This is a genomic window from Inquilinus sp. OTU3971 (assembly GCF_038440215.1).
Genome location: NZ_JASATH010000094.1, coordinates 1 through 21902, shown reverse-complemented (window position 1 = coordinate 21902; position 21902 = coordinate 1). Strand labels below are relative to the sequence as shown.

The window sequence follows — 21902 nt, the reverse complement described above, 5'->3', positions numbered from 1 at the left end:
ATGCTGGTCGAGTTCCGGGACCTGTCGGTCGAGTTCCGCACCGAGGAGGGCACGGCCCGGGCGGTGACCGAGGTCAGCTTCGGCATCGCCGAGGGCGAGACGGTCGGCGTGGTCGGCGAATCCGGCTGTGGCAAGAGCGTCACCGCTTTGTCGCTGATGGGCCTGCTGCCGCGCCCGGCCGGCAGGGTCGCCGGCGGCCGCATCCTGTATCGCGGCCGCGACCTGCTGGCGCTGCGGCCGGAGGAGATGCGCGGCCTGCGCGGCAACGAGATCGCCATGATCTTCCAGGAGCCGATGAGCGCGCTGAATCCGGTGCTGACCATCGGCGAGCAGATCGTCGAGCCGCTGGTCGAGCATCGCGGCCTGGCGCCGAAGGCGGCCTGGGACGAGGCGATCGCGCTCCTGGACCGGGTCGGCATCGCCCGGGCGGACAAGATCGTCGAGGGCTATCCGCACCAGCTGTCGGGCGGGATGCTGCAGCGGGTGATGATCGCGATCGCACTCAGCTGCGGCCCGCGCCTGCTGATCGCCGACGAGCCGACCACGGCGCTCGACGTCACCATCCAGGCCCAGATCCTGGAGCTGCTGGGTCGGCTGAAGCGCGAGCAGGGCACGGCGCTGATGCTGATCACCCACGACCTCGGCATGGTGGCGGAGCTGGCCGACCGGGTGGTGGTGATGTATGCCGGCCGGGTGGTCGAGACCGGGCCGGTGCGCGACATCCTGCTGCGGCCGAAGCATCCCTACACCCGCGGCCTGCTGGCCTCGCGCCCGGTGCCGGGCCAGCGCCGCCGCCGGCTCGACTCGATCCCGGGCCAGGTGCCCAGCCCGGCGCATCTGCCCGCCTGGTGCGCCTTCGCCGACCGCTGCTTCGCCGCGGCCGACATCTGCCGCACCGGCATCCCGGCGCTGGAGCCGGCCGGCGCGCCGCACCGCGCCGCCTGCTTCCTGGCGGAGGCTGGGGCGATATGACGGACACTCCTCTGCTCGAGGTCGAGGGCCTCAAGACCCATTTTCCGATCCGCGACGGCGTGTTCGGCCAGGTCACCGGCCATGTCCGCGCCGTCGACGGAGTCGATCTTCGCATCCGCCGCGGCACCAGCTTCGGCCTGGTCGGCGAATCCGGCAGCGGCAAGTCGACGCTCGGCCGCACCGTGCTGGGGCTGTACCAGCCGACGGCCGGCACGGTGCGCTTCGAGGGCCGCGACATCAACGCGATCGGCCGGCGGGGCCGGCGGGCGCTGCGGCCGAAGATGCAGCTGGTGTTCCAGGACCCCTACGGCTCGCTCAACCCGCGGGTGCGGGTCGGCGACGCGATCGGCGAGGCGCTGCTGGCGCATGGCCTGGTCCGCCGGGCCGAGCTGCGCGACACGGTGCTGGAGGTGATGCGGATCTGCGGCCTGGCGCCCTATCAATATGCCCGCTATCCGCACGAATTCTCCGGCGGCCAGCGCCAGCGCATCGGCATCGCCCGGGCCCTGGCGCTGAAGCCGGAGCTGATCGTGGCGGACGAGCCGGTCTCGGCGCTCGACGTCTCGATCCAGGCGCAGATCATCAACCTGTTCTCCGACCTCAAGGAGCAGCGGGGCGTCACCTTCCTGTTCATCTCGCACGACCTCGCGGTGGTCGAGCATCTCTGCGACGAGATCGCGGTGATGTATCTGGGCGTGATCGTCGAGACGGCCAGCCGCGACGCGCTGTTCGACCGGCCGCTGCACCCCTACACCCAGGCGCTGCTGTCGGCGATCCCGGCGATCGACCCGGACGCGCCGCGCGACCGTGCGGTGCTGAAAGGCGAGCTGCCCAGCCCGGCCAACCCGCCGGCCGGCTGCCGCTTCCACACCCGCTGCCCGCTGGCGACCGACCGCTGCCGGGCCGAGGTGCCGGAGATGCGCGAGCTGCACGAGGGCCACAGGGTCGCCTGCCATCTGGCGTAGCGCAAAAATCTCGGAGGCGTGTCGAATCCGGATGGCGCCGGGCGATTAGGGGCATTCACGGCGCAAGCAGAAGGAACCCGTCATGCGCTATGCCTGCCTCATCTACTACGATCCCCAGACCCTGTTCGGCGGCAGCCCCGAGGCCAAGGCGGCGCTCGAGACCTGCTCGACCCATGACGAGGTGCTCAAGGCCAGCGGCCATTTCGTCGCCGGCGAGGCGCTGGAGCTGCCCGATGGCGCCCGCACCGTGAAGGTGCGTGGGGGCAAGACCTCGGCCGTCGACGGCCCCTTTATGGAGACCAAGGAGATCCTCGGCGGCTTCGTCGTGATCGAGGCGCGCGACATCGACGAGGCGGCGCAGGTCGCCGCCGGCCATCCCCTGGCCCGGATCGGTTTCGTCGAGGTGCGTCCACTGGTCGATTTCAGCACGCCGCCGCCGGATTTCAGTCAGCAGGCCTGACCCTACCCGGGCGCGGCGGCCTCGCGCCGCGCCCGGCTGGCCTCGGCGGCGATGTCGAGGAAGGCGCGGACGATCGCCAGGCGCTGGCGTTCGCGCAGGCAAACCACATACTCGTCCATCTCCACCCGACAGCCGCCGATCGGGCGGCTGACCAGACGGGGATCCGGCGTCAGCTCGCCGGCCGACATGAAGCCGATGCCCAGGCCGGCGGCGATCGCCTCGCGCGACGCCTCCCGCCCCTCCACCTCCATCCACGGTGTCAGCGGCAGGTCGACCGCGGCGAAGGCGCGCTCCACCGTCTCCCGCGTCATCGACCCGGCCTCGCGCATCACCAGCCGCTCCCCCGCGATCAGGGACGCCGGAACCGTGCGCATCCGGGCCATGGGGTGGCTGCGCGGCAGCAGCACATGCACCGGGTCGTGCCACAGCGGCAAGGCGTATAGCCGCGGGTCGCCCGGCACCCGCGCCAGCACCGCCACGTCGAGGCGGATGTCGACCAGGTCGGCCAGCACCCGCTGGGCGTTGCCGACCGTCATCCGCACCCGCGCCCCGTCGTGCCGGGTGGTGAAGGCGGCGATCAGCGGCATGGCGTGGAACGGCCCGTCGGCGCCCAGGCGCAGCGTGCCGGTCGGCACCCGGCTGGTGCCCTGCAGCAGCTCCACCGCCTCGGCCTGCGCGGTGAAGGCGCGGTTGGTGAAGGTCATCAGCTCGGCGCCCAGCAGGGTCAGTTCGATCGCCCGGCCGGAGCGGCGGAACAGCTGCACGCCGTAACGCTGCTCCAGTGCCTTGACCTCGATCGACAGCGTCGATTGCGACACGCCGATGGCCCGCGCCGCCTTGGTGAAGCTGCCTTCGGTCGCCACCGCGTGGAAGGCGCGCAGCTGGACGTTCAGTGTTGATCCCATCAATACATCACATGGAGAATATGAATTGGATCAATAATAGCCTTTCTGGCTCAATCCGGCCATCCGATCCCGCCGACGCGATTCCCACCAGCGGAGGGCCTCCATGAGCTTCACCTATCGCCGCCGCTACGCCGGCCCGGTCCGGGCCGCGATCTTCGACTGGGCCGGGACCACCGTCGATTTCGGCTGCCAGGCGCCGATCACCTCGCTGGTCGACGCCTTCGCCAAGGTCGGGGTCGAGGTGCCGCTGGCCACCGCCCGGCTGCCGATGGGCATCGCGAAATGGGACCACATCCGAGCCCTGCTCGACATGCCGCAGGTCGCGGCCTGCTGGCAACGGGTGCATGGCCGGGCGCCGATCGCCGCCGATGTCGACGAGCTGTACGATCGCTTCCTGCCGCTGCAGGTGGCGGCGGTGGAGCGCCACGCGGTGCTGATCCCGGGCACGGTCGAGACCATGGCGGCGCTCGAGGCCCGCGGCATCCGCATCGGCACCACCACCGGCTTCCCGCGGCCGGTGATGGAGGTGGTGATCCCGGCCGCCGCCCGGCAGGGCTATGCGCCGGAGGTGATCGTCTGCGCCGGCGAGACCCCGTCCGGCCGGCCCGGCCCGGCGATGGCGCTGAAGGCGCTGATCGAGCTCGACCTCCATCCGGTCCAGGCCGCGGTCAAGATCGGCGACACCGTGGTCGACGTCGCCGAGGGGCTGAATGCCGGCATGTGGACCATCGCCCTGGCCGTGACCGGCAACGAGGTCGGCCTGACCAAGGCGGAATGGGCGGCGCTGCCGGCGGACCGGCAGGCCGGGCTGCGCCGCGCCGCGACCGACCGGCTGCGGGCCGCCGGGGCGCATGAGGTGGTCGACGGCATCGCCGAGGTACCGGCCGCGATCGACCGGATCGAGGCCCGGATCACCGCCGGGGACGCGCCGTGAACCGCTACGATCTCGCCATCGTTGGCGCCGGCATCCTCGGCCTCGCCCATGCCCTCGCCGCCGCGCGCCGGGGCCTCCGGGTGGTGGTGATCGACCGCGAGGCGCGCGCCATCGGCGCCTCGATCCGCAATTTCGGCTTCGTCACCGTCAGCGGCCAGTCGGCCGGCCCGACCTGGCGCCGGGCGATGCGCAGCCGCGACGTCTGGGCCGAGGTGGCGCCGCAGGCCGGCATCCCGGTGCTGCATCGCGGCACCGCCCTCCTGGCCCGGACCGAGGAGGGGCAGGCCGTGCTCGAGGCCTTCGCCCGCACCGAAATGGGCGAGGACTGCGACCTGCTGCCGGCCGCTGCCATGGCGGCGCGGCTGCCGATGGCGCGGGCCGAGGGGCTGCGCGTCGGGTTGTGGAGCCCGCATGAGCTGCGGATCGAGCCGCGCGAGGCGATCCCGCGCCTGGCCGCTTGGCTGGAATCGGCGCATGGCGTCGTTTTCCGCCGCGGCGTCCAGGTCCGCGCGGTGCAGGCACCGCGGGTCGAGACCAGCGAGGGCCCGATCCTGGCCGACCACATCGTGGTCTGCCCCGGCCCGGACCTGAAATCGCTTTTCTCCGAGATCATGGCCCGCCACTGCACCACCCTGTGCAAGCTGCAGATGCTGCGGCTGGCAGCGCGGGGCTGGCGGCTGCCGGCGGCGGTGATGGGCGACCTCAGCCTCGGCCGCTATCACGGTTTCGCCGACCTGCCGGAGGCGGCGCCGTTGAAGGCCCGGCTGGCGGCCGAGGTGCCGGAGACGCTGGCCAACGGCATCCATCTGATCGTGGTGCAGTCGGCCGACGGCTCGCTGGTGGTCGGCGATTCCCACCACTACGACGACTCGCCCGACCCCTTCGCGCCGCAGCCGGTGGAGGGGCTGATCCTGCGCCACATGGCGGAGCTGCTGGACGTGCCGCAGCCGGCGGTGACCGAGCGCTGGGTCGGGATCTACCCCTCCGGCCCGGCCGAGGCCTTCGCCGAAGCGCCGGACGAGGCGACGCGGGTGGTCCAGGTCACCAGCGGCACCGGCATGAGCACCGGCTTCGCCATCGCCGAGGAGGTGGTGGCCGGGCTGTTCGGCGTGGCGGCCCCGCGCCACGCCGCGTGACCCGTCCTCCGCGGTCGGCTCAGAGGGTGAAGTCGCCGGCCACCAGGCCGATGGCCCCGGTGAGCTGGATGTGGAAGTCCGAGGTGCCGTCGCCATTGACGTCGCCGGCGATGGTGGTGACGCCGCCGGCGACGGCGTAGCGCAGCTGCCCGGTAGCGCCGGTGTAGGGGGCGGTGCCGATGAAGCTGAAGGCCTGGTTGCCGGCGAGGGTGGTGCTGGCGTCGATCGCCGACAGATCGATCTTGTCGCCCTGGGCATGGCTGAAATCGGTGATCCGATCGGCATTGGCTCCGACCGCGCTCTCCGCCGCGCCGGCGTAGGCGAAGCGATCCGCCCCGGCCCCTCCGGTCGGCGTGTCCTTGCCGCCGGCGCCGGTGAGCACGTCGTTGCCGTCCCAGCCCTGCAGCGTGTTGGCGGCGCTGCTCCCGACCAGGCGTCGTTGCCCTGGCTGCCGGAGAGGTTCTCGATCCCGGCCAGTGAATCGTCCTGGGCCTCGCCATTGCTGCCGCTGCCCGTGGCCAGGTTGACCGAGACGCCCGCCGAGCCGGTGTAGTAGCTGGCGGTGTCGGTGTCGGTGTCGGTGTCGGTGCCGGCGCCGCCGTCGAGCGTGTCGGCCCCGGCGCCGTCGAAGCCGCGCAGCACGTCGCCCCCAGCGCCGCCGATGAGGATGTCGTCTATCGCGGAGCCGATGACCGATTGGGTCAGCCGGCCGGCAGGCCGTCGACCAGCGGGACCGTGGTTCTCGGCACGACGGAATTTCGCCACAAACTCACGTGTTGATCAGGGCAGCATGAACGACGAGGGAGAGCGTCGTGGCGTATGGCAGTGGTCTGTTCCGGACGGGGCTGGTCGCGGTCGCCATGGCAGCCTCCGTTCCGCTGGTGGCGTCATGCCAGACGGGGCCTGGCTACTATGGTGGCGGTTACTACGGCGACAGCTATTCCAGCTGGTACGATGACGACGATCGCTATTGGGGCTATGACCGCAGCCGGTATCGCTACCGCGATAACGATCAATACCGTTACCGCGATCGCGACCGGTATCGCCGCCATGATCGGGACGATGACGACAATGACCGGCGCCGCAACCGGCAGCGCAGCAATCGCGACGGCGATGCTGAGGATCGTTTCTGGCGGCTGTTCGGGAAAGACGGGCGGAGCCCGGACAACAACCGCAACAACTCGGAAAACGTCCGCCGCTCGGACAATGGCGACAGGGACCGCGGCGACCGTGGCGGGAACGACCGCGACAACAACGTGCGGCGCCTCTTCTTCCCGCCGAAGTAGGGAAATCCGGCGGCAAGCGTCCGCCCGCCCGCCGCCGGATTCTGTCCTTCCGGTCCTGCCTGTGCAGGGCCGGCAGCGGTTGCGACGGCATCCGCGCCCTGGGCCGTGCGTCTCTTAGATGGACCACGGAGGCAGCAAGGATGCCGCTCATGAAATCGTTGCCCAGGGCCGCCCTGGTTGCGGCCGCCTTGACGGCCGTGGCGCCACCGGCCGCGCCGACCGCTCACGCCAAAGGCGCATCGGAGCACAACCAGCCATACGTGTCGCCCTATGCCTATCGGCAGTATCGGGATCACGACCGCGACTGGCGGCGGGACCATGACCGGAACCCTGATCGGTACAGCCATCGCAGATACCGCGACGACGACCGCCGCCACGACCATCGACGCCACCGCAACGACGCGGAGGACCGGTTCTGGCGGTTGGTCCGCTAAGTCCGAATTGATCCGGGAGGGATGGCGCACTCGACAGGATTCGAACCTGTGACCTCCGCCTCCGGAGGGCGGCGCTCTATCCAGCTGAGCTACGAGTGCAGGCCATGGACTCGGGCCCGAGGACCCGAAGCGGCGCGGACCATACTGCAAAGCGGCGGCGATGCAAAGCCCGGATTCGGGGTGCGGCCCGCTGGCGTTTGACAGGCCGGTCCGCAGCCGGAATGCTGAGAGCTTCCCATCGAAGCGGGAGGCGCCGGTGCTGCATCGCGGTCTTGCCCTGGCCCTGGCGCTGTGCGCGGCCCCCGCCGCGGCGCAGGAGTTCGACGTCGATGTCGAGCTGGTCTTCGCCACCGACGGCTCAGGCTCGATCGACGACGAGGAGTTGCGGCTGCAGCGTGAGGGCTACGCCAAGGCCCTGGCCGACCCGCGGGTGCAGCAGGCGATCCGGGGCGGCATCACCGGCCGGATCGCGGTCGCCTTCGTCGAATGGGGCGGGGCGGAGTCGCAGCATGTCATCGTCGACTGGACCGTGATCGACGGGCCTGGCAGCGCCGCCGCCTTCGGTGCGGCGCTGGCCGCGGCGCCGCGGCGCGCGGTCGGCTGGAACTCGATCAGCAACGCCATCGATCTGTCGAAGCGCATAATCGAGGGCAACGCCCATCAGGGGCTCCGCCGCGTGATCGACGTCTCGGCCGATGCCGGGCAGCGCGGCGGCCGGCCGCTGCCGGAGGTACGGGCCGAGGCGCTGGCCGCCGGCATCACGATCAACGGCCTCGCCGTGCTGTCGCGCAGTGGCCGGCCGGGCTGGGCCGGCGGCTCGCTGGAGGATTTCTTCCGCGACCAGGTGATCGGCGGCCCCGGCGCCTTCGTCATCACCGCCGACGCCGATGCCCGCTTCACCGACGCGGTGGTGCGCAAGCTGATCCTGGAGATCGCCGAGCGACCGGCCGGGACGGCGCCCTTGTCGCCCGGCTGACGGCCCGGGTCGGCGCTGCTAGGGTGCCGGCTCGAATCGGTTCCTGGAGCAGATCAGATGAAAGCCCGCATCACCTGGGTCGAAGGCCGCACCTTCCTTGGCGAATCCGGCAGCGGCCATGCCGTGGTCATGGACGGCGCGCCGGAGCATGGCGGCCGCAACCTCGGCGTCCGGCCGATGGAGATGTTGCTGCTCGGCCTCGGCGGCTGCACCGCCTTCGACGTGGTGATGATCCTGGAGAAGGCGCGCGAGCCGGTGGCCGATTGCCGGGTCGAGGTCGAGGCCGAGCGCGCCGAGACCGATCCCAAGGTCTTCACCAAGATCCACATGCGCTACATCGTCTCCGGCCGCGGCCTCGACCGCGTCAAGGTCGAGCGCGCCGTGGCGCTGTCGAAGGAGAAGTACTGCTCGGCCTCGATCATGCTCGGCAAGGTCGCCGAGATCACCGCCGAGATCGAGGTGGTCGAAGCCGCCTGAGGTGGCTCAGGCCGCCTTCAGCGCCGCCAGCCCGGCCGCGATCGCCTCGATGTCCTCCGGCCCGGCGCCGCCGGCCTTGAGGCAGGCGTCGAGCCGTGCTTCCAGCGCGGCCGCGACGCCGGACAGGGCGGCGAAGCCCATGGTTCCGCCGGTGCCATGCAACCGGTGCGCGACGAAGTGCAGCCCCTTCAGCGCCTCGCCGTCGCCGGCCCGCAGCGCCGCCAGCAGCGCCTCGGCCTCGGCCAGCGTCTGCGGCAGCTCGGCCGCGAATTTCGCCCGCAGCCGGTCCAGCTGGGCCTGCAGCGCGTCCTGGGTCACGACCCCGTGCCCCGGCCGTCGCGCCTGGCCCAGATGGCGCGGATCTCGTCCGACAGCGTCATCGGGTCGAACGGCTTGGAAATGACATCGATGGCGCCGAGGGCACGGTAGCGCGCCACCTCGTGCAGCTGCACCTTGGCGGTCATGAACACGGCCGGCGTCACCGCGGTGCCCGGCATCTCGCGCAGCGCCGCCAGCGTCTCCGGCCCGTCCATGCCCGGCATCATCACGTCAAGCAGCAGCAGCTGCGGCGCGAAGCCGGGGGCCCGGGCGAGCGCCTCCTCGCCCGAGGCGCAGGCGGCCAGGACGAAGCCGCCGACCGCCTCCAGCGCGAAGCCGGCGACCGAGCGGATGTCGGCATCGTCCTCGACATAGAGGATGCGGGTCAGCACCTCATCGGCCATGGCGGGGGCCCCCTTGCTTGTCCTGGATCAGGCCGTTGATCAGGTCGGTGATGGTCTGGTGCAGCTGTTCGTTGTCGGTGCGGCTCTTGACCAGCGAGGCGGAGACCGCGCTGGCGTAGGAGGCGCTGGAATCCTGGGCCGAGAAGATCAGCACCGGCTCCCGCGGCGTGCGGGCGCTGATCGTCTCCAAGAGGTCGAGGCCGGAGCCGTCGGGCAGCCCGACATCGATGATGACCAGGTCGAAGCGCCGCTGCGCCAGCTTCGCGCGGCCCTCCTGCAGCGACCGCGCCGGCACGATCTCCGCCTCGTCGCGGACGATGGCGCCCACCACCTTGATCACGTCGTCATCGTCCTCGACATGCAGGATGCAGGCGCGGCCGCTGCGGCTGCGTAAGCCCGCCTGGCGTAGCGCCGTCCGCAGCCGCAGCTGCTCGATCGGCTTGTCCAGCCAGTCGACGATGTTGAAGGCGTCGCCGTTCAGCTCGCGCTTGCCGTCCTGGGCGGTGGCGGAAACGACGACGATCGGCAGGTCCGCCGTGGCCGGGTCTGCGCGCAGCTGACGGATCAGGGTGATGCCGTCCATGCCCGGCAGCAGCAGGTCGACCGTCATCGCGTCGTACTGCCCGGTGCGGGCCTTCTCCAGCGCCGTCTCGGCGTCACGGACGATGTCGGCCCGCCAGCCATCCTGCTCGATCATCAGGCCCAGCAGGGTGGCGACGTCCGGGTCGTCCTCGCAGATCAGCACCCGGCGCCGGGTGTCGCCGGGCAGGGCGGCGCTCTCCGGCGCCTCGGCCAGCAGCGGCAGGGTGAACCAGAAGCGGGTGCCGCCGCCCTCCGCCGGCTCGAAGCCGATGCGGCCGCCATGGCGTTCGATGATGGCCTTGGCGATCGACAGGCCGAGGCCGGTGCCACCCTTGCGCCGCACGTCGCTTGCGTCGGCCTGGGCGAAGCGCTGGAAGATCCGGCTCCGGAACTCCTCCGGGATGCCGGCGCCGTGGTCCCGCACGCTGATCCGGACAAAGTGCCCAAAGACGTGGATGGCGACGTCCACCACGGCGTCGGCCGGCGAGAACTTGGCCGCGTTCGACAGTAGGTTGGTCAGCACCTGTGTGATTCTGTCGGCGTCACCCAGCATGAGCAAGGCCGCATCCGGCCTTGCCGATACCCAGTACTCCACCCGGTGCTGTGCCGCATAGGCTTGGTTCATCTCGATCGCCTGGTCGACCAACGCCCCGACCTCCAGCCGATCGTGCCGGAACTCCATCCGCCCTGACTCGATCTTCTCGATGTCGAGGATGTCGTTGACCAGCCCGACCAGCCGCTCGCTGTTCTTGTGGGCGATCTCCAGCAGCGACTTTGCCTTGTCGGGGATGGCCCCCGCCGCCCCGGCCACGATCAGGCCCAGCGAGCCGCGGATCGAGGTCAGCGGCGTGCGCAGCTCGTGGCTCACCGTCGACACGAACTCGTTCTTCAACTGGTCCAGCCGGTGCCGTTCGGTCATGTCGCGCAGGATGCAGACCGAGGCGGCGTGACCGTCGCGCTCGAACACGCCGGTCGAGATCTCGGCCGGGAAGCTGCTGCCGTCGCGCCGCGTCACCGTCACCTCGCCGGTCGGCTGGGCGCCGCCGGCCAGGGCCGGCGCCAGCGCGGAGATGTCGGTGCCGACGAGCTCGCCGGCGGCCACGCCGAAGGCCTCGCCGCAGGCGCGGTTGGCCAGCCCGACCACGCCGTCCTGGCCGACCACCAGGATCGGGTCGCGGGCGCTGTCCAGCATGGCCTGCAGCTGGGCCTGGCTTTCCGCCAGCGCCCGGGCGGCGGCGTCGCTCTCCAGCTTGGCCTGCTCCAGCTCGCGGTAGCGCTTCTGGTCGGTGCGCACCTGGCGCGACAGCGCCCAGGCCGCCAGCAGCCCGCACAGGGCGGCCAGCGCGGCGACACCGCCCAGCAGCCAGGCGATCCGCCGCAGCGTCGCCTCGGTGGCGTCCTGGCGCTCCGCCAGCAACGCCGTCTCGGTGGCCACCGCCTCCTCGATCCTGGCACGGAAGGCCGGCGCCTGGTCGGCGGCGCCCCGGACGATGGCTTGGGCGCCGTCGAGATCACCCTGCCGGACCGAGGCGATGATCCGGTCGTTGGTGACCAGGATCTGCTCGGTGATGACCGCGGCGTCGTCGAAGCGCCGGACCTGGTCCGGGTTGTCGGCGGTCAGGCTGCGCAGATCCAGCAGCTTGTCGGTGGCCAGCCGGGCGCTGTCCTCCGCGACCGCCGCGTCCCGCGGGTTGCCGGTGAGGACGAAGCTGCGGCTCAAAGCCTGGGCCCGGGCGATGTTCAGCCGGGCCTCATAGATGGTGGCGATCACCAGGTTGGTGTGGTCGACCCGGGCCTGGGTGCGGGCGTTGTCGGCCAGGAACTGCTTGCCGAGCCATCCGGCTGCGCCGAAGAACAGCAGGAAGCCCAGGATCGCGAGCAGGACGATCGAGCGGACCGAGCCCAGAAGCTTCTCCATTCCCATGAGTCTCCCGATCGCCCCGGCCGATGGCCTCCTGATCAGGTGATAGTCGAAACCGGCGGCCGTGTCGCCGTCGGGTGGACGGTAGGAATAATTCACATAAAATCCTATCTATTTCGAAGGCAGGCACGGATCGGCTTCGTTCCTGCTACGCTGCCGGCCTGGCAGGAGAGGACGGCATGAGCGGCACGGCGGATCTGAGGCGGCGAATCGACCAGGCGCTGGGCCATGCGCCCGCCGATCTGGTGATCAAGGGCGCGCGCACCCTCGACGTGATCACCGGCGCGCTGCTGGAGGGCGACGTGGCGATCTGCGGCGACCGCATCGTCGGCACCTGCGCCGACTATGCCGGGACGGCCGAGATCGATGGGCGCGGCAAGGTCGTGGTCCCCGGCTTTATCGACACTCATGTGCATTGCGAATCGACCCTGGTGACGCCGGCGGAGTTCGACCGCTGCGTGCTGCCGCGCGGCACCACCACCGCGATCTGTGACCCGCACGAGATCTGCAACGTGCTGGGCGAGACGGGGCTGCGCTATTTCCTCGACGGTGCCCTCGGCACGGCGATGGACCTGCGGGTCCAGCTCTCCTCCTGTGTGCCGGCGACGGAACTCGAGACCGCAGGCGCCCGGCTCGACGCCGCCGATCTGGTGCGGCACCGCGGCCATCCCAAGGTGATCGGCCTGGCCGAATTCATGAACTTCCCCGGCCTGCTGGCCAAGGACGAGGCGGTGCTGGAGAAGCTGGCCGCCTTCCAGGACGGCCATATCGACGGCCATTCGCCGCTGCTGCGCGGCAAGCCGCTCAACGCCTATCTCGCCTGCGGCATCCGCAACTGCCACGAGACGACGGGGCCGGAGGAGGCGCTGGAGAAGCTGCGCAAGGGCATGCAGATCCTGATCCGCGACGGCTCGGTCAGCAAGGACGTGCACGCCCTGGCGCCGATCATCTCGGCCGAGACATCGCCGCTGCTCGGCCTGTGCACCGACGACCGCAACCCGCTGGACATCGCCGAGGAAGGCCATCTCGACCACCTGATCCGGGCCGCGATCCGCCAGGGCGCGCCGGTGGCCCATGTCTACCGCGCCGCCACCTGGTCGGCGGCCCAAGGTTTCGGCCTGCGCGACCGCGGCCTGGTCGCCCCCGGCCGCCGGGCCGATCTGGTGCTGCTGGACGACCTCGAGAGCTGTGCCGTGTCGCAGGTGATCAGCGCCGGGCGCGTGGTCGGGCCGGAGATCTTCGAAGGCCGCGCGGCCCCGGCGCCGGTCGGGCTCGGCTCGGTCAGGCTCGACCCGGTGGCGGTGGAGGATTTCCGCGCCCCGACCTCCGGCCCGACCGGTCCGGTGATCGGGCTGATCCCGGGCAAGATCATCACCGAGGCGCTGACTGCGACCCTGCCCTGGCGCGACGGCTGCCGCCACCCCGACCCGGACCAGGACATCCTCAAGATCTGCGTCTTCGCCCGGCACGGGGTGAACCGCAATGTCGGCCGCGCCTTCGTCAAGGGCTTCGGCTTCCGCGGCGGGGCGCTGGCCTCCTCGGTCGGGCATGACAGCCACAACATCTGCGTTGTCGGCGACAACGACGCCGACATGGCCGTCGCGGTGAATCGGCTGATCGAGCTGCAGGGCGGCTTCGTCGCGGTGCGCAACGGCCAGGTGGCCGGCGAGATCGCCCTGCCCCTGGCGGGTCTGATGAGCCTGCAGCCCTTCGAGCGGGTGGCCGACGACCTGCGGGCGCTGCGCCGGGCGGTCAGGGCGATGGGCTGCCCGCTGCCGGAGCCCTTCATCCAGCTCGCCTTCCTGCCTCTGCCGGTGATCCCTCATCTCAAGATCACCGACCGCGGCCTGGTGGATGTCGACCGCTTCGAGCTGATTGCCGCCTAGCCGCGGCTAGTCATGATGCAGGGCCAACCACACCGTCGGCTGGTTCGGGGCGGTCCAGGCGACGCGGTGGCGGGCATGGGCCGGGATGTGCACCCAGTCGCCGGGGCGCAGGGTGCGGGGTGCCGCCTCGCCCTCGATCTCCAGCCCGGCGGAGCCGCGCAGCAGCACCACCCATTCCGCCCGCTCCTGGTCGTACCAGAAGCCCGGCGGGCTGGCCTGACCGGTGGAGACGATGCGCTCCAGCACGAAGCCGGCGGCCTGCAGCAGGGTGGTGACCTGCTCCTCCGCCGCCTCCTGCGGCAGCTCGTCGAAGAGGTTGCCGGCCTTCACGGCAGCTTCAGCCGGGACGCGGCGGCGGCATAGCCGCCGGCGGCGCCGTCGACGAAATGGACATGGTCGCTGCGCAGCGGCGACGGGGTGAAGCAGGTGACGATCGCCGAATCCTGCCGGTGCAGGCCGAAGCGGGCGATGCCGGCCTGCTCGGCGGCCAGCAGGCGCGCCTCCAGCCGGTCGGCCAGGGCCGGGGTGCAGTCCAGCGTCATGCGCAGCCCGTCGTCGTATTTGCGGTAATCGGCATTGGCGACCATCTCGCGCATGTAGCGCCCGGGCTGGAAGCCGCCGAGCGGGATGCCGAAGCGGAACAGCGTCCAGCCGGCCAGACTGTGCAGCCCCAGCACCAGCTTGCGCAGCAGCAGCGGCTGGCCGGCGCCGCGCGACGCCCGCGCCTCGACATCCAGCCCGGGCGGCGGCCAGACCAGGCCGCGGCCGAGATCGGCGATCGGGTGCTCGGCCTCGCTCTCGCGCCCGGTCATGCGCAGGATGTCGCCGACCAGCTCGCGGAAGCCGGCCTCGCTCTCGGCCACGGCCGGGGCGGCGATCAGCGACACCACCACGCCGTGGCGGGCCGGGAACTCCTGCCAGCGGCAGGACAGGCCGGTCAGGTCCGGGCGGGTGCCGGCCGGCGCCGGCTCGACCGCGAAGGCGCCGGCCTTCAGCTCGCGCTCGGCCCAGGCCAGGCCGCCGCCCATGAACATGGCGTAGGCGACGTTCGGCGACGGGGCGTAGCGGGCGACGCGGATGTCCCAGCCAGCGGCGCGGATCTCCGCCACCGGCACCAGCCCGACCCGCAGGGTCAGGCCCAGTTCGTCGCGCACCCAGGCGGCGGTGGCGGCCAGGGCGGCGCGGGCGGTGTCGGCGTCGCCGGGCGGCAGGGCGAAGCTGGCGCCGTCGCCGCCGAAGGCGAAGGGGAAGTCGCGCTGCGCCAGGGCGTTGGACACGGCGGCGATCAGCGCCGCGCCGGCGATGTTGACGCTCTTGTACTGCCCGGCGCGGATCGCGGCGGTGGAGGAGACGACGTCGGACAGGCCGATCACCCAGTCCTCCGGCAGCGGCCGGTACAGCGCCGGGTCGGTCAGCCGGGCGAAGCCGTCGAACACCGGCACCTGGAGGTAGAACTCGTCTTCGGCCATGGGCGCATTCTCGCCGATCGGGCGGGGATCCGCCATCCCGTCGCTGCCGTTGATCCGGCACACCGCTCGACGCATGGTGGGCCGATGCAGCAGTTCCTCCACACCCTCCAGCTGACCACCCGCGGCAAGGGGCTGGTCGAGATCACGCCGCAGATTCGGCCCTGGGTCGAGGCGCAGCGGATCGGGACCGGCCTGCTGACCGTGTTCTGCCGGCACAGCTCGGCCTCGCTGCTGATCCAGGAGAATGCCGATCCGGATGTCCGGGCCGATCTGGAGGCGTTCTTCGAGCGGATCGCGCCGGAGGGCGACGGCTACATCCACGATGCCGAGGGACCGGACGACATGCCGGCCCATATCCGCACCGCGCTGACCCAGGTGCAGCTGTCGATCCCGGTTGCGTCCGGACGGCTGGCGCTCGGCACCTGGCAGGGGATCTACCTGTTCGAGCATCGCCGCCGGCCGCACCGGCGCGAGATCGTGCTGCATCTGCTGGGAGAGTAGATGACGGCAAGCTCGCTATGAATTATGCTTAGCTAAGCGGGCTAAGGAGAGCCGCCATGATCCGGGTGAATATGCACGAGGCGAAGAGCAACCTGTCGGCCCTGGCGGAGAAGGCGCGGGCCGGGGAGCAGGTGGTGATCGCAAGGGCGGGCGAGCCGTGGGTCGAACTCGTGCCCTATGCCGGGGCGCGACGCCAACCCGGTGGCTATGAGGGCCAAATCGTCATCGCGCCGGATTTCGACGCCTCGAACGAGGCCATCGCGGACCTCTTCGAGGGTAAGTGATGCGTGCGGTCCTGCTCGACACGCATGCGTTCCTGTGGTGGCTTGCAAACGATCCCGCTCTTGGACGATTGGCGCGAGAGGTTATCGCCGAGCCACGGAACCGCATCTTCGTCAGCGCGGCGACGGCCTGGGAAATCGAGATCAAGCGCCAGCTCGGGAAGCTTACGGCGCCGGCCGATATCGAGGCTGTGGTGGAGGAGAAGGGTTTCTCCAAGCTGCCGATCTCGTTCTTCCATGGCCAGCAGGCCGGGGCCTTGCCGCCGCATCATCGCGATCCGTTCGACCGCATGCTGATTGCACAGGCCCAGGCGGAGGGCCTGGAGCTGATGACGGCCGATCCGATCTTTCGGGCGTATGCGGTCCGGCTGATCGAGGCGGGAAGCTGACGAGAGGCCCGATCTGTTCAGCCCGCGACCACCGCCACGAACCGGTCGATCTCGGCCTCGCTGTTGTAGTAGTGCGGCGAGGCCCGCAGCATCGCGTCGAGGCCGCGGTCGGTCATGTCGAACATGGTCGAGCGGCGGCGGGTGACGCTGGTGTTGATGCCGGCCTCGCGCAGCCGCCGGTGCAGCGCCTCGGCGGGCTCGTCGGCCTTGGTGAAGCTGACGATCGCCGAGCGCTCGGCGCCCTTGTCGCGCACGGTGACGCCGGGCAGGGCCGAAAGCCCGTGGCGCAGCCGTTCCGCCAGGGCCCGGGCGCGGCCGCGGATGGCGTCGAGGCCGAGGGCGAGGGCGTAGTCGACCGCGGCGCCCATGCCGAGGATGCCGGTGAAGTTGCGCTCGAAATTCTCGAAGCGGCGGGCGTCGGGGCGCACCACATAGCGGTCGGGCGCCACCATCTCCGCCGCGTAGAGGTCGAGGAAGGGCGGGTCGATCCGGTCCAGCATCGACCGCCGGACATAGAGGAAGCCGACCGCGCGCGGCCCGCGCAGGAACTTGCGGGCGGTGGCCGACAGCATGTCGCAGCCGATGTCCTCGACATCGACCGGCATCTGGCCGACCGACTGGCAGGCGTCGAGCAGATAGGGGATGCTATGCGCGCGTGCGACTTTCCCGATCGCCGCTGCCGGATTCACCAGCCCGCCATTGGTCGGGATGTGGCTGACCGTGATCAGCCGCGCCGGGCCGCGATCGGTGGCCATCACCGCCCGCTCCAGCGCCGCGACGTCGAGCTGGCCGGTGGCGTCATCGGGCACGACCTCGACCACCGCGCCGGTGCGCTGCGCCACCTGCAGGTAGGAGATGGTGTTGGAGGCGTATTCGGCCTTGGCGGTCAGGATCCGGTCGCCGGGCCGGAAGAGCAGGCCATAGAACACCATGTCCCAGGCGCGGGTGGCGTTCTCCATCATGGCGATCTCGGCCGGATCGGCGCCGATCAGCCGGGCGATCGAGAGATAGGCTGCCTCCAGCCGCGGCTCGGCCTCCGCGGCCGCGGCATAGCCGCCGATCTCCGCCTCCCGGCGCAGATGGTCCAGCATCGCGTCCAGCACCGGGGCGGGCGGCAGGGCCGAGCCGGCATTGTCGAGATGCAGCACCCGGGCGCAGCCGGGGGTGCCGGCGCGCAGCCGGTCGAGATCGAGCATCATCAGGTCAGGCCCAGCACCGAGCGCAATCCGAGGAAGGCCGGCAGCGGGTGGGTGACGAGATAGGTCGGGATGCCGACGACGAAGCTGCGCATCCGGCCCTTGGCCTCGAAGCGCTGGCGGAACAGCGCGCCGTCGAACAGCGGGCCTAGCTTCGGCACGATGCCGCCGGCAATGTAGACGCCGCCGCGGGACCCCAGCGTCAGCGCCAGGTTGCCGGCGATGGTGCCGAGCATCGAGGCGAACATCGACACCGCCTCGGCGCAGTGCGGGTCGCCGGTCCTGGCGCCCTCGGTGACGGCGGCGGCGTCGCGCTGCACCGGGTCGATCCCGTCCAGCTGCGACAGCGTCTCGTAGAGATTGACCAGCCCCATGCCGGACAGCACACGCTCGGCCGAGACGTGCTGGTGGCGGTGGCGCAGCCGGTCCAGCACCGCCGCCTCGCGCTCGGTCGCTGCCGCCATGGTGACGTGCCCGCCCTCGCCGGCCAGGGCGGCCCAGCGCCCGCCGCTCGGCACCAGGCCGGAGACGCCGAGGCCGGTGCCGGGGCCGAGCACGCCGATCGGCTCGTCCGCCACCGGCGTGCCGCTGCCGATCCGGACGCGGTCGCCCTCGTCCAGATACGGCACCGCCAGGGCGACGGCGGTGAAGTCGTTGATCACCTCCAGCCGCTCCAGCCCGAGCTCCGCCTTCAGCGCCGCGATCGAGAACGACCAGGCGGCGTTGGTCAGCGTCACCTGGTCGCCGGTGACCGGGCTGGCCACGTCGATCGCCGCCTGCCGGGGCGGAGTCGCCGGCTTGACCATATCGAGATAGGCGTGGGCGGCCTCGGCCAGGGTCGGATAGTCCGGCCCGTGCAGGATCTTGGTGTCGCGCGTGCCGGCGGCATCGGCCAGGGCGAAGCGGGCGTTGGTGCCGCCGAGATCGGCGATGAGGGCGAGGGACTCAGGCATGGCGGGCCGGCTGGTGCAGGATGGCCATGCTTCCCTCATGCGACGGCCGGGGGCAAGCCCGAAGCGTCGGGCCGCGGGCCGCGAGTCGAAGCGTGTCGCCAGGCCGGAGTCGGCGCGGGAGTGTGCATCGCAGCACAAACTTAATGCTAATTGCACATATCTTAGGCACGAATGAGTTCTAAGTGGCTGTTTCACAAGAGGAATTCATTTTCCTCTTGATTTGTCCGGCGAACTGCCTAAATTGTGCATTGCGACATGCAGCGATGCTGCTGTCGTAACGCACTTCTTGGGCGTTTCCTCCCTAAACTCGGGCCGCAGTTCGCTGCGGCCCTTTTTCTTGCGTGCCGGCAGGATCGGTGCCGCGGCCGCGGTGCGCCGGCTGGCTGGCCGGTTGAAACTGCTCCCGGCTCCCGAGTCGCCCGCCAGACAGCGAAACGGCCGGGTCGCCCCGGTCGCTCGCGGTCGCAATGGGTCCGATCCGGCCGGCTCAGCGGTCGCCGCCGGCCTCGGCCTTGTCGTCGAACAGCGGGGTCGGGGCGGGCTGCGGGGCAGCCGCCGTCGCGGCCGGGGCCGTCGCCGCTCCGGCGTCGCCGCCCAGCGGCTGCAGCGTGCCGATCAGCTTGCCGCCGGTCTCGACCTGCAGCTCGCCATACTTGATGGTGCCCGTGACGACGCCGCTGGCGCGCAGGCGCAGCAGGCCGGAGACCGACAGATCGCCCTCGAACCGTCCGGCGATGTCGCCGTCGCGGATCTCGGCCGAGCCCTTGAACACGCCCTGCTCGGCGATCTCGATGGTCTGGCAATCCTTGATCTTGGCCTCGATCCGGCCCTCGACCACCAAGTGGTCGCAGGCGGTGATCTCGCCGGCCAGCGAGATCTCGCTGCCGACGATCAGCTTGCGCGGCGATTCGCGGCCGGTCGGTCCCGCCGACTCCGCCGGGCGGCGGACGCCGCCGATCGCACCGGTACCGGGCAGGTCGACCCGGCGCGGCAGCTCGGTCTTGTAGCCGGTGGCGGGCTTGGCGGTGGACGACATGGGCTCTCCTTGAGGCGCGGTCGGGGCGGTGGGCCGGACTAAGGACGTGTCCGTGGCGGCGGGATAGCCTTGCCGCTCGGCGCCGCCATCCGATCCTCCGCCAGCGGGGTTGCGTCGACGAAACACGCGGGTGTCCCCCTGCTTGTTGTGGTTCCGGGCTGGATGCCCCATCGGGCGATGGGGTCAGGACTGTAGCTGGATGCTTATCCGCCGATCAACCCGCGGCCGCCAGCCCCGTTCCTGGCACTGGAGCCATTATGCCGCATTTCGGTCAAATGAACTATCCGGCCATCCGCCCCGCCGGGGTCCGGCCGGCGGCGCCGACGGCGCGGTGGAAGACATGGGTCATGAAGGCGGCGCCCAACACCGGCACCACCAGGTTGACCACCGGAATCAGCAGGATCGCGGCCAGCACCAGGCCGGCGACGATGAAGCGGCCCTGGCGCTCGCGCCACAGCGCCCGCGCCGCCGCGGGCTCGACCCTGCGCGCCGCCACCAGTTCGAAATATTCGCGGCCCAGCAGGTAGCCGTTCACCAGCCAGAACACCAGCAGGTTGACACCCGGCACCACCAGCACGATGCCGACCGCGATCAGGTTGAACGCGACCAGCGCCAGGAAGAAGCGGGCGGAACCCCACACGATCTCGCCGATCCGCTGCCGCCGCGGCGGCGGCAGGGCGGGGAAATGGCGGGCCTCGACCGCCTCGGCGACGTCGTCGAGAAACAGCCCGGCCACCAGGCCGACGATGGCGGGGAACAGCAGGATGCCGAGCGCCAGCACGGCGACGCCGCCCAGCACGTCGAGGGTGGTGTCGACCCAGGACCAGTTGGCGATGTGGACGAAGGACAGGCCCCAGCCGGCGAGGGCCGGCAGGGTCAGGACCAGGGCGATGGTGGCGGCGAAGCTGACCCACAGCACCCGGCGGATCGCCGGATCGGACGTGATCTGCTGCAGGGCGAGGCGGAGAGCGTTCGGCATCGGTCTCGGTGCGGTTGATGTCGCGGCCGTTCACCTGGGGCGGCAGGGGACGCCGCGCAAGGGCTACTCGTCCTCCGTCATCGGGCCGCCTTCGCCGGCGGTGGTGCGGTAGCGCGGCAGGCCGTCGGCGAGATGCACCCAGGGCAGCTTCTGGTCAACATAGACATGCCCCTGCGGCGGCAGGGCGCCGGGGTCGTCGAGCGTCGTCACCAGCAGATGCACCTCGTCCGGCCAGCGCTCACCCTCATAGGCCAGCGGCGTGCCGCAGCGGCCGCAGAAGAAGCGCTCGGCGCCGGGTGAGGAGCGGAAGCGCCTCGGGGCCTCGCCGCTCCAGCTCACCTGTACGCGCTCGAAGCCGGCATAGACGGAGTAGGGCGCACCGGTGGCGTGTCGGCAGTCGCGGCAATGGCAGGCTGCCACCCAGCACGGCGCGCCCGACACGGCATAGCGCACGGCGCCGCAACCGCATCCCCCGGGCTTGGCGTTCTCCGACATCGGCAATCCTTCGACGAGGCGGCGACGTCCCTGTTCTACAGTGACTGGCGATGAAGCGTCTTTGCGGATCTTGCGCCGGCGCTCAGGCGGCGGTCGCCTCGGCCAGCACCTCCGGCCCGAAGATCCCGGCCAGCGCGGCGCGGCCGTCCTCGGTCAGGGCCACGGCGCGGCTGTCGCGGTCGCGCCGGATCCAGCCGCGGTCGACGAAGCGTTCAGCGATGGCGGCGCCCAGCGCGCCGGCCAGATGCGGCCGGCGCTCGCTCCAGTCGATGCAGTGGCGGGCGAAGGACCGGCGGCCGTCCCGCAGCGCCGCCGCGTCGATGCCCAGCGTCGCCAGCCAGGCGGTTCCGGCGTCGGTCAGGGCGAAGGCGTCGTCGCCCCGCGCCAGCACGCCCCGGGCCACCATCGCATCGGCCACCGCCACGCCCAGCCGGCCGGCGAGATGGTCGTAGCACATACGGCCGTCGCGCAGCGGCGCCGGCACGCGCGACCGCTCGACCGCCGGGGCCCATGCGACCGTCATCATCTTCTCCAGGAGAGAGCCGATCTCCGGTCCCGACAGCCGATAGTAACGGTGCCGCCCCATGCGCTCGACGGTGACCAGCCCGGCCTCGGTCAGCTTGGCCAGGTGGCTCGAGGCGGTCTGCGGCGTGACCCGGGCGCGGAACGCCAGCTCGCCCGCCGGCAGCGCCTCCCCGCCGAACAGGGCCGACAGGATCAGCGCCCGGCTGGGGTCGCCAATCAGGGACGATAAGCTCGCCAGATCAAGACCTTCCTTCATATTTCGATGGTGATCGATTTGTCTCTGCTGGTCAAGGGCCGGATGCGGATGTGGAGTGGAGGCGACGAACCTGGAGACCCGACCATGACCGACACCTTCGCGATTCTCGACTATGTCCGCCGCCATTGCCTGACGCCGCCGGCGCTGGCGCAGGCCGCCGGGCTAA

The 21902-nt window shown here is 71.1% G+C and carries 26 protein-coding genes and 1 tRNA gene; 13 read left to right on the top strand and 14 right to left on the bottom strand.

Features of this window, described 5'->3' with window-relative positions:
• The 3 genes from AAHM41_RS22450 (at position 1) to AAHM41_RS22440 (ending at position 2397) form a co-directional block, all read left to right on the top strand.
• On the top strand, positions 1–972 hold the full coding sequence (locus tag AAHM41_RS22450) for an ABC transporter ATP-binding protein (RefSeq protein WP_342238811.1): 972 nt from the start codon (positions 1–3) through the stop codon (positions 970–972).
• Positions 969–1937, top strand: coding sequence for an ABC transporter ATP-binding protein (locus tag AAHM41_RS22445; RefSeq protein WP_342238810.1), 969 nt, complete (start codon positions 969–971; stop codon positions 1935–1937). Before AAHM41_RS22450 ends, AAHM41_RS22445 begins: the two co-directional genes overlap by 4 nt.
• Positions 1938–2019: 82 nt before the next feature.
• A complete protein-coding gene (locus AAHM41_RS22440) occupies positions 2020–2397 on the top strand; it encodes a YciI family protein (protein WP_342238809.1) in 378 nt (125 codons plus the stop codon).
• A gap of 2 nt (positions 2398–2399) precedes the next feature.
• Here the strand turns inward: AAHM41_RS22440 and AAHM41_RS22435 are convergent, their stop codons facing one another.
• A complete protein-coding gene (locus AAHM41_RS22435) occupies positions 2400–3302 on the bottom strand; it encodes a LysR substrate-binding domain-containing protein (RefSeq protein WP_342238808.1) in 903 nt (300 codons plus the stop codon).
• A gap of 103 nt (positions 3303–3405) precedes the next feature.
• Between AAHM41_RS22435 and phnX the strand changes: the two genes are divergently transcribed.
• Positions 3406–4236 carry a phosphonoacetaldehyde hydrolase gene (gene phnX, locus AAHM41_RS22430; RefSeq protein WP_342238807.1) on the top strand — a complete coding sequence of 277 codons (831 nt, stop codon included), beginning with the start codon at positions 3406–3408 and terminating at the stop codon, positions 4234–4236.
• A complete protein-coding gene (locus AAHM41_RS22425; RefSeq protein ID WP_342238806.1) occupies positions 4233–5372 on the top strand; it encodes a TIGR03364 family FAD-dependent oxidoreductase in 1140 nt (379 codons plus the stop codon). Before phnX ends, AAHM41_RS22425 begins: the two co-directional genes overlap by 4 nt.
• A 19-nt stretch (positions 5373–5391) precedes the next feature.
• On the opposite strand, the gene AAHM41_RS22420 is transcribed toward AAHM41_RS22425, so the two are convergent.
• On the bottom strand, positions 5392–5805 hold the full coding sequence (locus AAHM41_RS22420; RefSeq protein ID WP_342238820.1) for a M10 family metallopeptidase C-terminal domain-containing protein: 414 nt from the start codon (positions 5803–5805) through the stop codon (positions 5392–5394).
• A 379-nt stretch (positions 5806–6184) separates the two neighbouring features.
• On the opposite strand from AAHM41_RS22420, the gene AAHM41_RS22415 reads away from it, so the two are divergent.
• Both AAHM41_RS22415 and AAHM41_RS22410 read left to right on the top strand, forming a co-directional pair.
• Positions 6185–6658: a hypothetical protein gene (locus AAHM41_RS22415; protein WP_342238805.1), complete on the top strand. Its 474-nt coding sequence runs from the start codon at positions 6185–6187 to the stop codon at positions 6656–6658.
• A gap of 149 nt (positions 6659–6807) precedes the next feature.
• Entirely contained in the window at positions 6808–7092 is a 285-nt protein-coding gene (locus tag AAHM41_RS22410; RefSeq protein ID WP_342238804.1) for a hypothetical protein, read from the top strand.
• A gap of 22 nt (positions 7093–7114) precedes the next feature.
• Here AAHM41_RS22410 and AAHM41_RS22405 read toward each other — a convergent pair.
• Positions 7115–7191: transfer RNA gene (locus AAHM41_RS22405), tRNA-Arg, on the bottom strand.
• A gap of 157 nt (positions 7192–7348) precedes the next feature.
• Between AAHM41_RS22405 and AAHM41_RS22400 the strand changes: the two genes are divergently transcribed.
• The gene (locus AAHM41_RS22400; protein ID WP_342238803.1) at positions 7349–8068 is read left to right on the top strand and encodes a DUF1194 domain-containing protein; all 720 of its coding nucleotides are present in this window, start codon (positions 7349–7351) and stop codon (positions 8066–8068) included.
• Positions 8069–8125: 57 nt separating this feature from the next.
• Positions 8126–8545 carry an OsmC family protein gene (locus AAHM41_RS22395; protein WP_342238802.1) on the top strand — a complete coding sequence of 140 codons (420 nt, stop codon included), beginning with the start codon at positions 8126–8128 and terminating at the stop codon, positions 8543–8545.
• Positions 8546–8551: 6 nt separating this feature from the next.
• On the opposite strand, the gene AAHM41_RS22390 is transcribed toward AAHM41_RS22395, so the two are convergent.
• Genes AAHM41_RS22390 through AAHM41_RS22380 form a run of 3 tightly spaced genes read right to left on the bottom strand, consistent with a single transcriptional unit; the run spans position 8552 to position 11767 of the window.
• The gene (locus tag AAHM41_RS22390) at positions 8552–8863 is read right to left on the bottom strand and encodes an Hpt domain-containing protein (protein WP_342238801.1); all 312 of its coding nucleotides are present in this window, start codon (positions 8861–8863) and stop codon (positions 8552–8554) included.
• Positions 8860–9267, bottom strand: a complete 408-nt coding sequence (locus tag AAHM41_RS22385; RefSeq protein ID WP_342238800.1) for a response regulator — start codon at positions 9265–9267, stop codon at positions 8860–8862. Before AAHM41_RS22385 ends, AAHM41_RS22390 begins: the two co-directional genes overlap by 4 nt.
• Positions 9257–11767, bottom strand: coding sequence for a response regulator (locus AAHM41_RS22380; protein WP_342238799.1), 2511 nt, complete (start codon positions 11765–11767; stop codon positions 9257–9259). Before AAHM41_RS22380 ends, AAHM41_RS22385 begins: the two co-directional genes overlap by 11 nt.
• Before the next feature lie 182 nt (positions 11768–11949).
• On the opposite strand from AAHM41_RS22380, the gene ade reads away from it, so the two are divergent.
• Complete coding sequence (gene ade / locus AAHM41_RS22375) at positions 11950–13656, top strand: adenine deaminase (RefSeq protein WP_342238798.1); 1707 nt, start codon at positions 11950–11952, stop codon at positions 13654–13656.
• Positions 13657–13662: 6 nt separating this feature from the next.
• On the opposite strand, the gene AAHM41_RS22370 is transcribed toward ade, so the two are convergent.
• Both AAHM41_RS22370 and AAHM41_RS22365 read right to left on the bottom strand, forming a co-directional pair.
• Entirely contained in the window at positions 13663–13986 is a 324-nt protein-coding gene (locus tag AAHM41_RS22370) for a cupin domain-containing protein (RefSeq protein ID WP_342238797.1), read from the bottom strand.
• Positions 13983–15125: a DUF3095 domain-containing protein gene (locus AAHM41_RS22365; RefSeq protein ID WP_342238796.1), complete on the bottom strand. Its 1143-nt coding sequence runs from the start codon at positions 15123–15125 to the stop codon at positions 13983–13985. Before AAHM41_RS22365 ends, AAHM41_RS22370 begins: the two co-directional genes overlap by 4 nt.
• 84 nt (positions 15126–15209) lie before the next feature.
• Here AAHM41_RS22365 and AAHM41_RS22360 point away from each other — a divergent pair, with 84 nt between their 5' ends.
• The 3 genes from AAHM41_RS22360 to AAHM41_RS22350 are packed head-to-tail and all read left to right on the top strand — an operon-like array spanning position 15210 to position 16296.
• Positions 15210–15626, top strand: a complete 417-nt coding sequence (locus AAHM41_RS22360) for a secondary thiamine-phosphate synthase enzyme YjbQ (protein ID WP_342238795.1) — start codon at positions 15210–15212, stop codon at positions 15624–15626.
• A 56-nt stretch (positions 15627–15682) separates the two neighbouring features.
• Entirely contained in the window at positions 15683–15910 is a 228-nt protein-coding gene (locus tag AAHM41_RS22355) for a type II toxin-antitoxin system Phd/YefM family antitoxin (RefSeq protein ID WP_342238794.1), read from the top strand.
• A complete protein-coding gene (locus tag AAHM41_RS22350) occupies positions 15910–16296 on the top strand; it encodes a type II toxin-antitoxin system VapC family toxin (RefSeq protein WP_342238793.1) in 387 nt (128 codons plus the stop codon). The genes AAHM41_RS22355 and AAHM41_RS22350 overlap by 1 nt, the downstream gene beginning before the upstream one ends.
• A 17-nt stretch (positions 16297–16313) precedes the next feature.
• Here AAHM41_RS22350 and AAHM41_RS22345 read toward each other — a convergent pair whose 3' ends face one another.
• The 6 genes from AAHM41_RS22345 to AAHM41_RS22320 all read right to left on the bottom strand — a co-directional run bounded on the left by AAHM41_RS22345 (position 16314) and on the right by AAHM41_RS22320 (position 21736).
• On the bottom strand, positions 16314–17495 hold the full coding sequence (locus AAHM41_RS22345) for an aminotransferase class V-fold PLP-dependent enzyme (protein ID WP_342238792.1): 1182 nt from the start codon (positions 17493–17495) through the stop codon (positions 16314–16316).
• Positions 17495–18445: a glucokinase gene (gene glk, locus AAHM41_RS22340; RefSeq protein ID WP_342238791.1), complete on the bottom strand. Its 951-nt coding sequence runs from the start codon at positions 18443–18445 to the stop codon at positions 17495–17497. Before glk ends, AAHM41_RS22345 begins: the two co-directional genes overlap by 1 nt.
• A 487-nt stretch (positions 18446–18932) precedes the next feature.
• Positions 18933–19481, bottom strand: a complete 549-nt coding sequence (locus AAHM41_RS22335; protein ID WP_342238790.1) for a bactofilin family protein — start codon at positions 19479–19481, stop codon at positions 18933–18935.
• A 280-nt stretch (positions 19482–19761) separates the two neighbouring features.
• Positions 19762–20460 (bottom strand): EI24 domain-containing protein, encoded by a 699-nt coding sequence (locus AAHM41_RS22330; protein ID WP_342238789.1) that lies wholly within the window; start codon positions 20458–20460, stop codon positions 19762–19764.
• A 63-nt stretch (positions 20461–20523) separates the two neighbouring features.
• Positions 20524–20955: a GFA family protein gene (locus tag AAHM41_RS22325; protein WP_342238788.1), complete on the bottom strand. Its 432-nt coding sequence runs from the start codon at positions 20953–20955 to the stop codon at positions 20524–20526.
• 82 nt (positions 20956–21037) lie between these two features.
• Positions 21038–21736 (bottom strand): ArsR/SmtB family transcription factor, encoded by a 699-nt coding sequence (locus AAHM41_RS22320; RefSeq protein ID WP_342238787.1) that lies wholly within the window; start codon positions 21734–21736, stop codon positions 21038–21040.
• Positions 21737–21902: the final 166 nt, after the last annotated feature.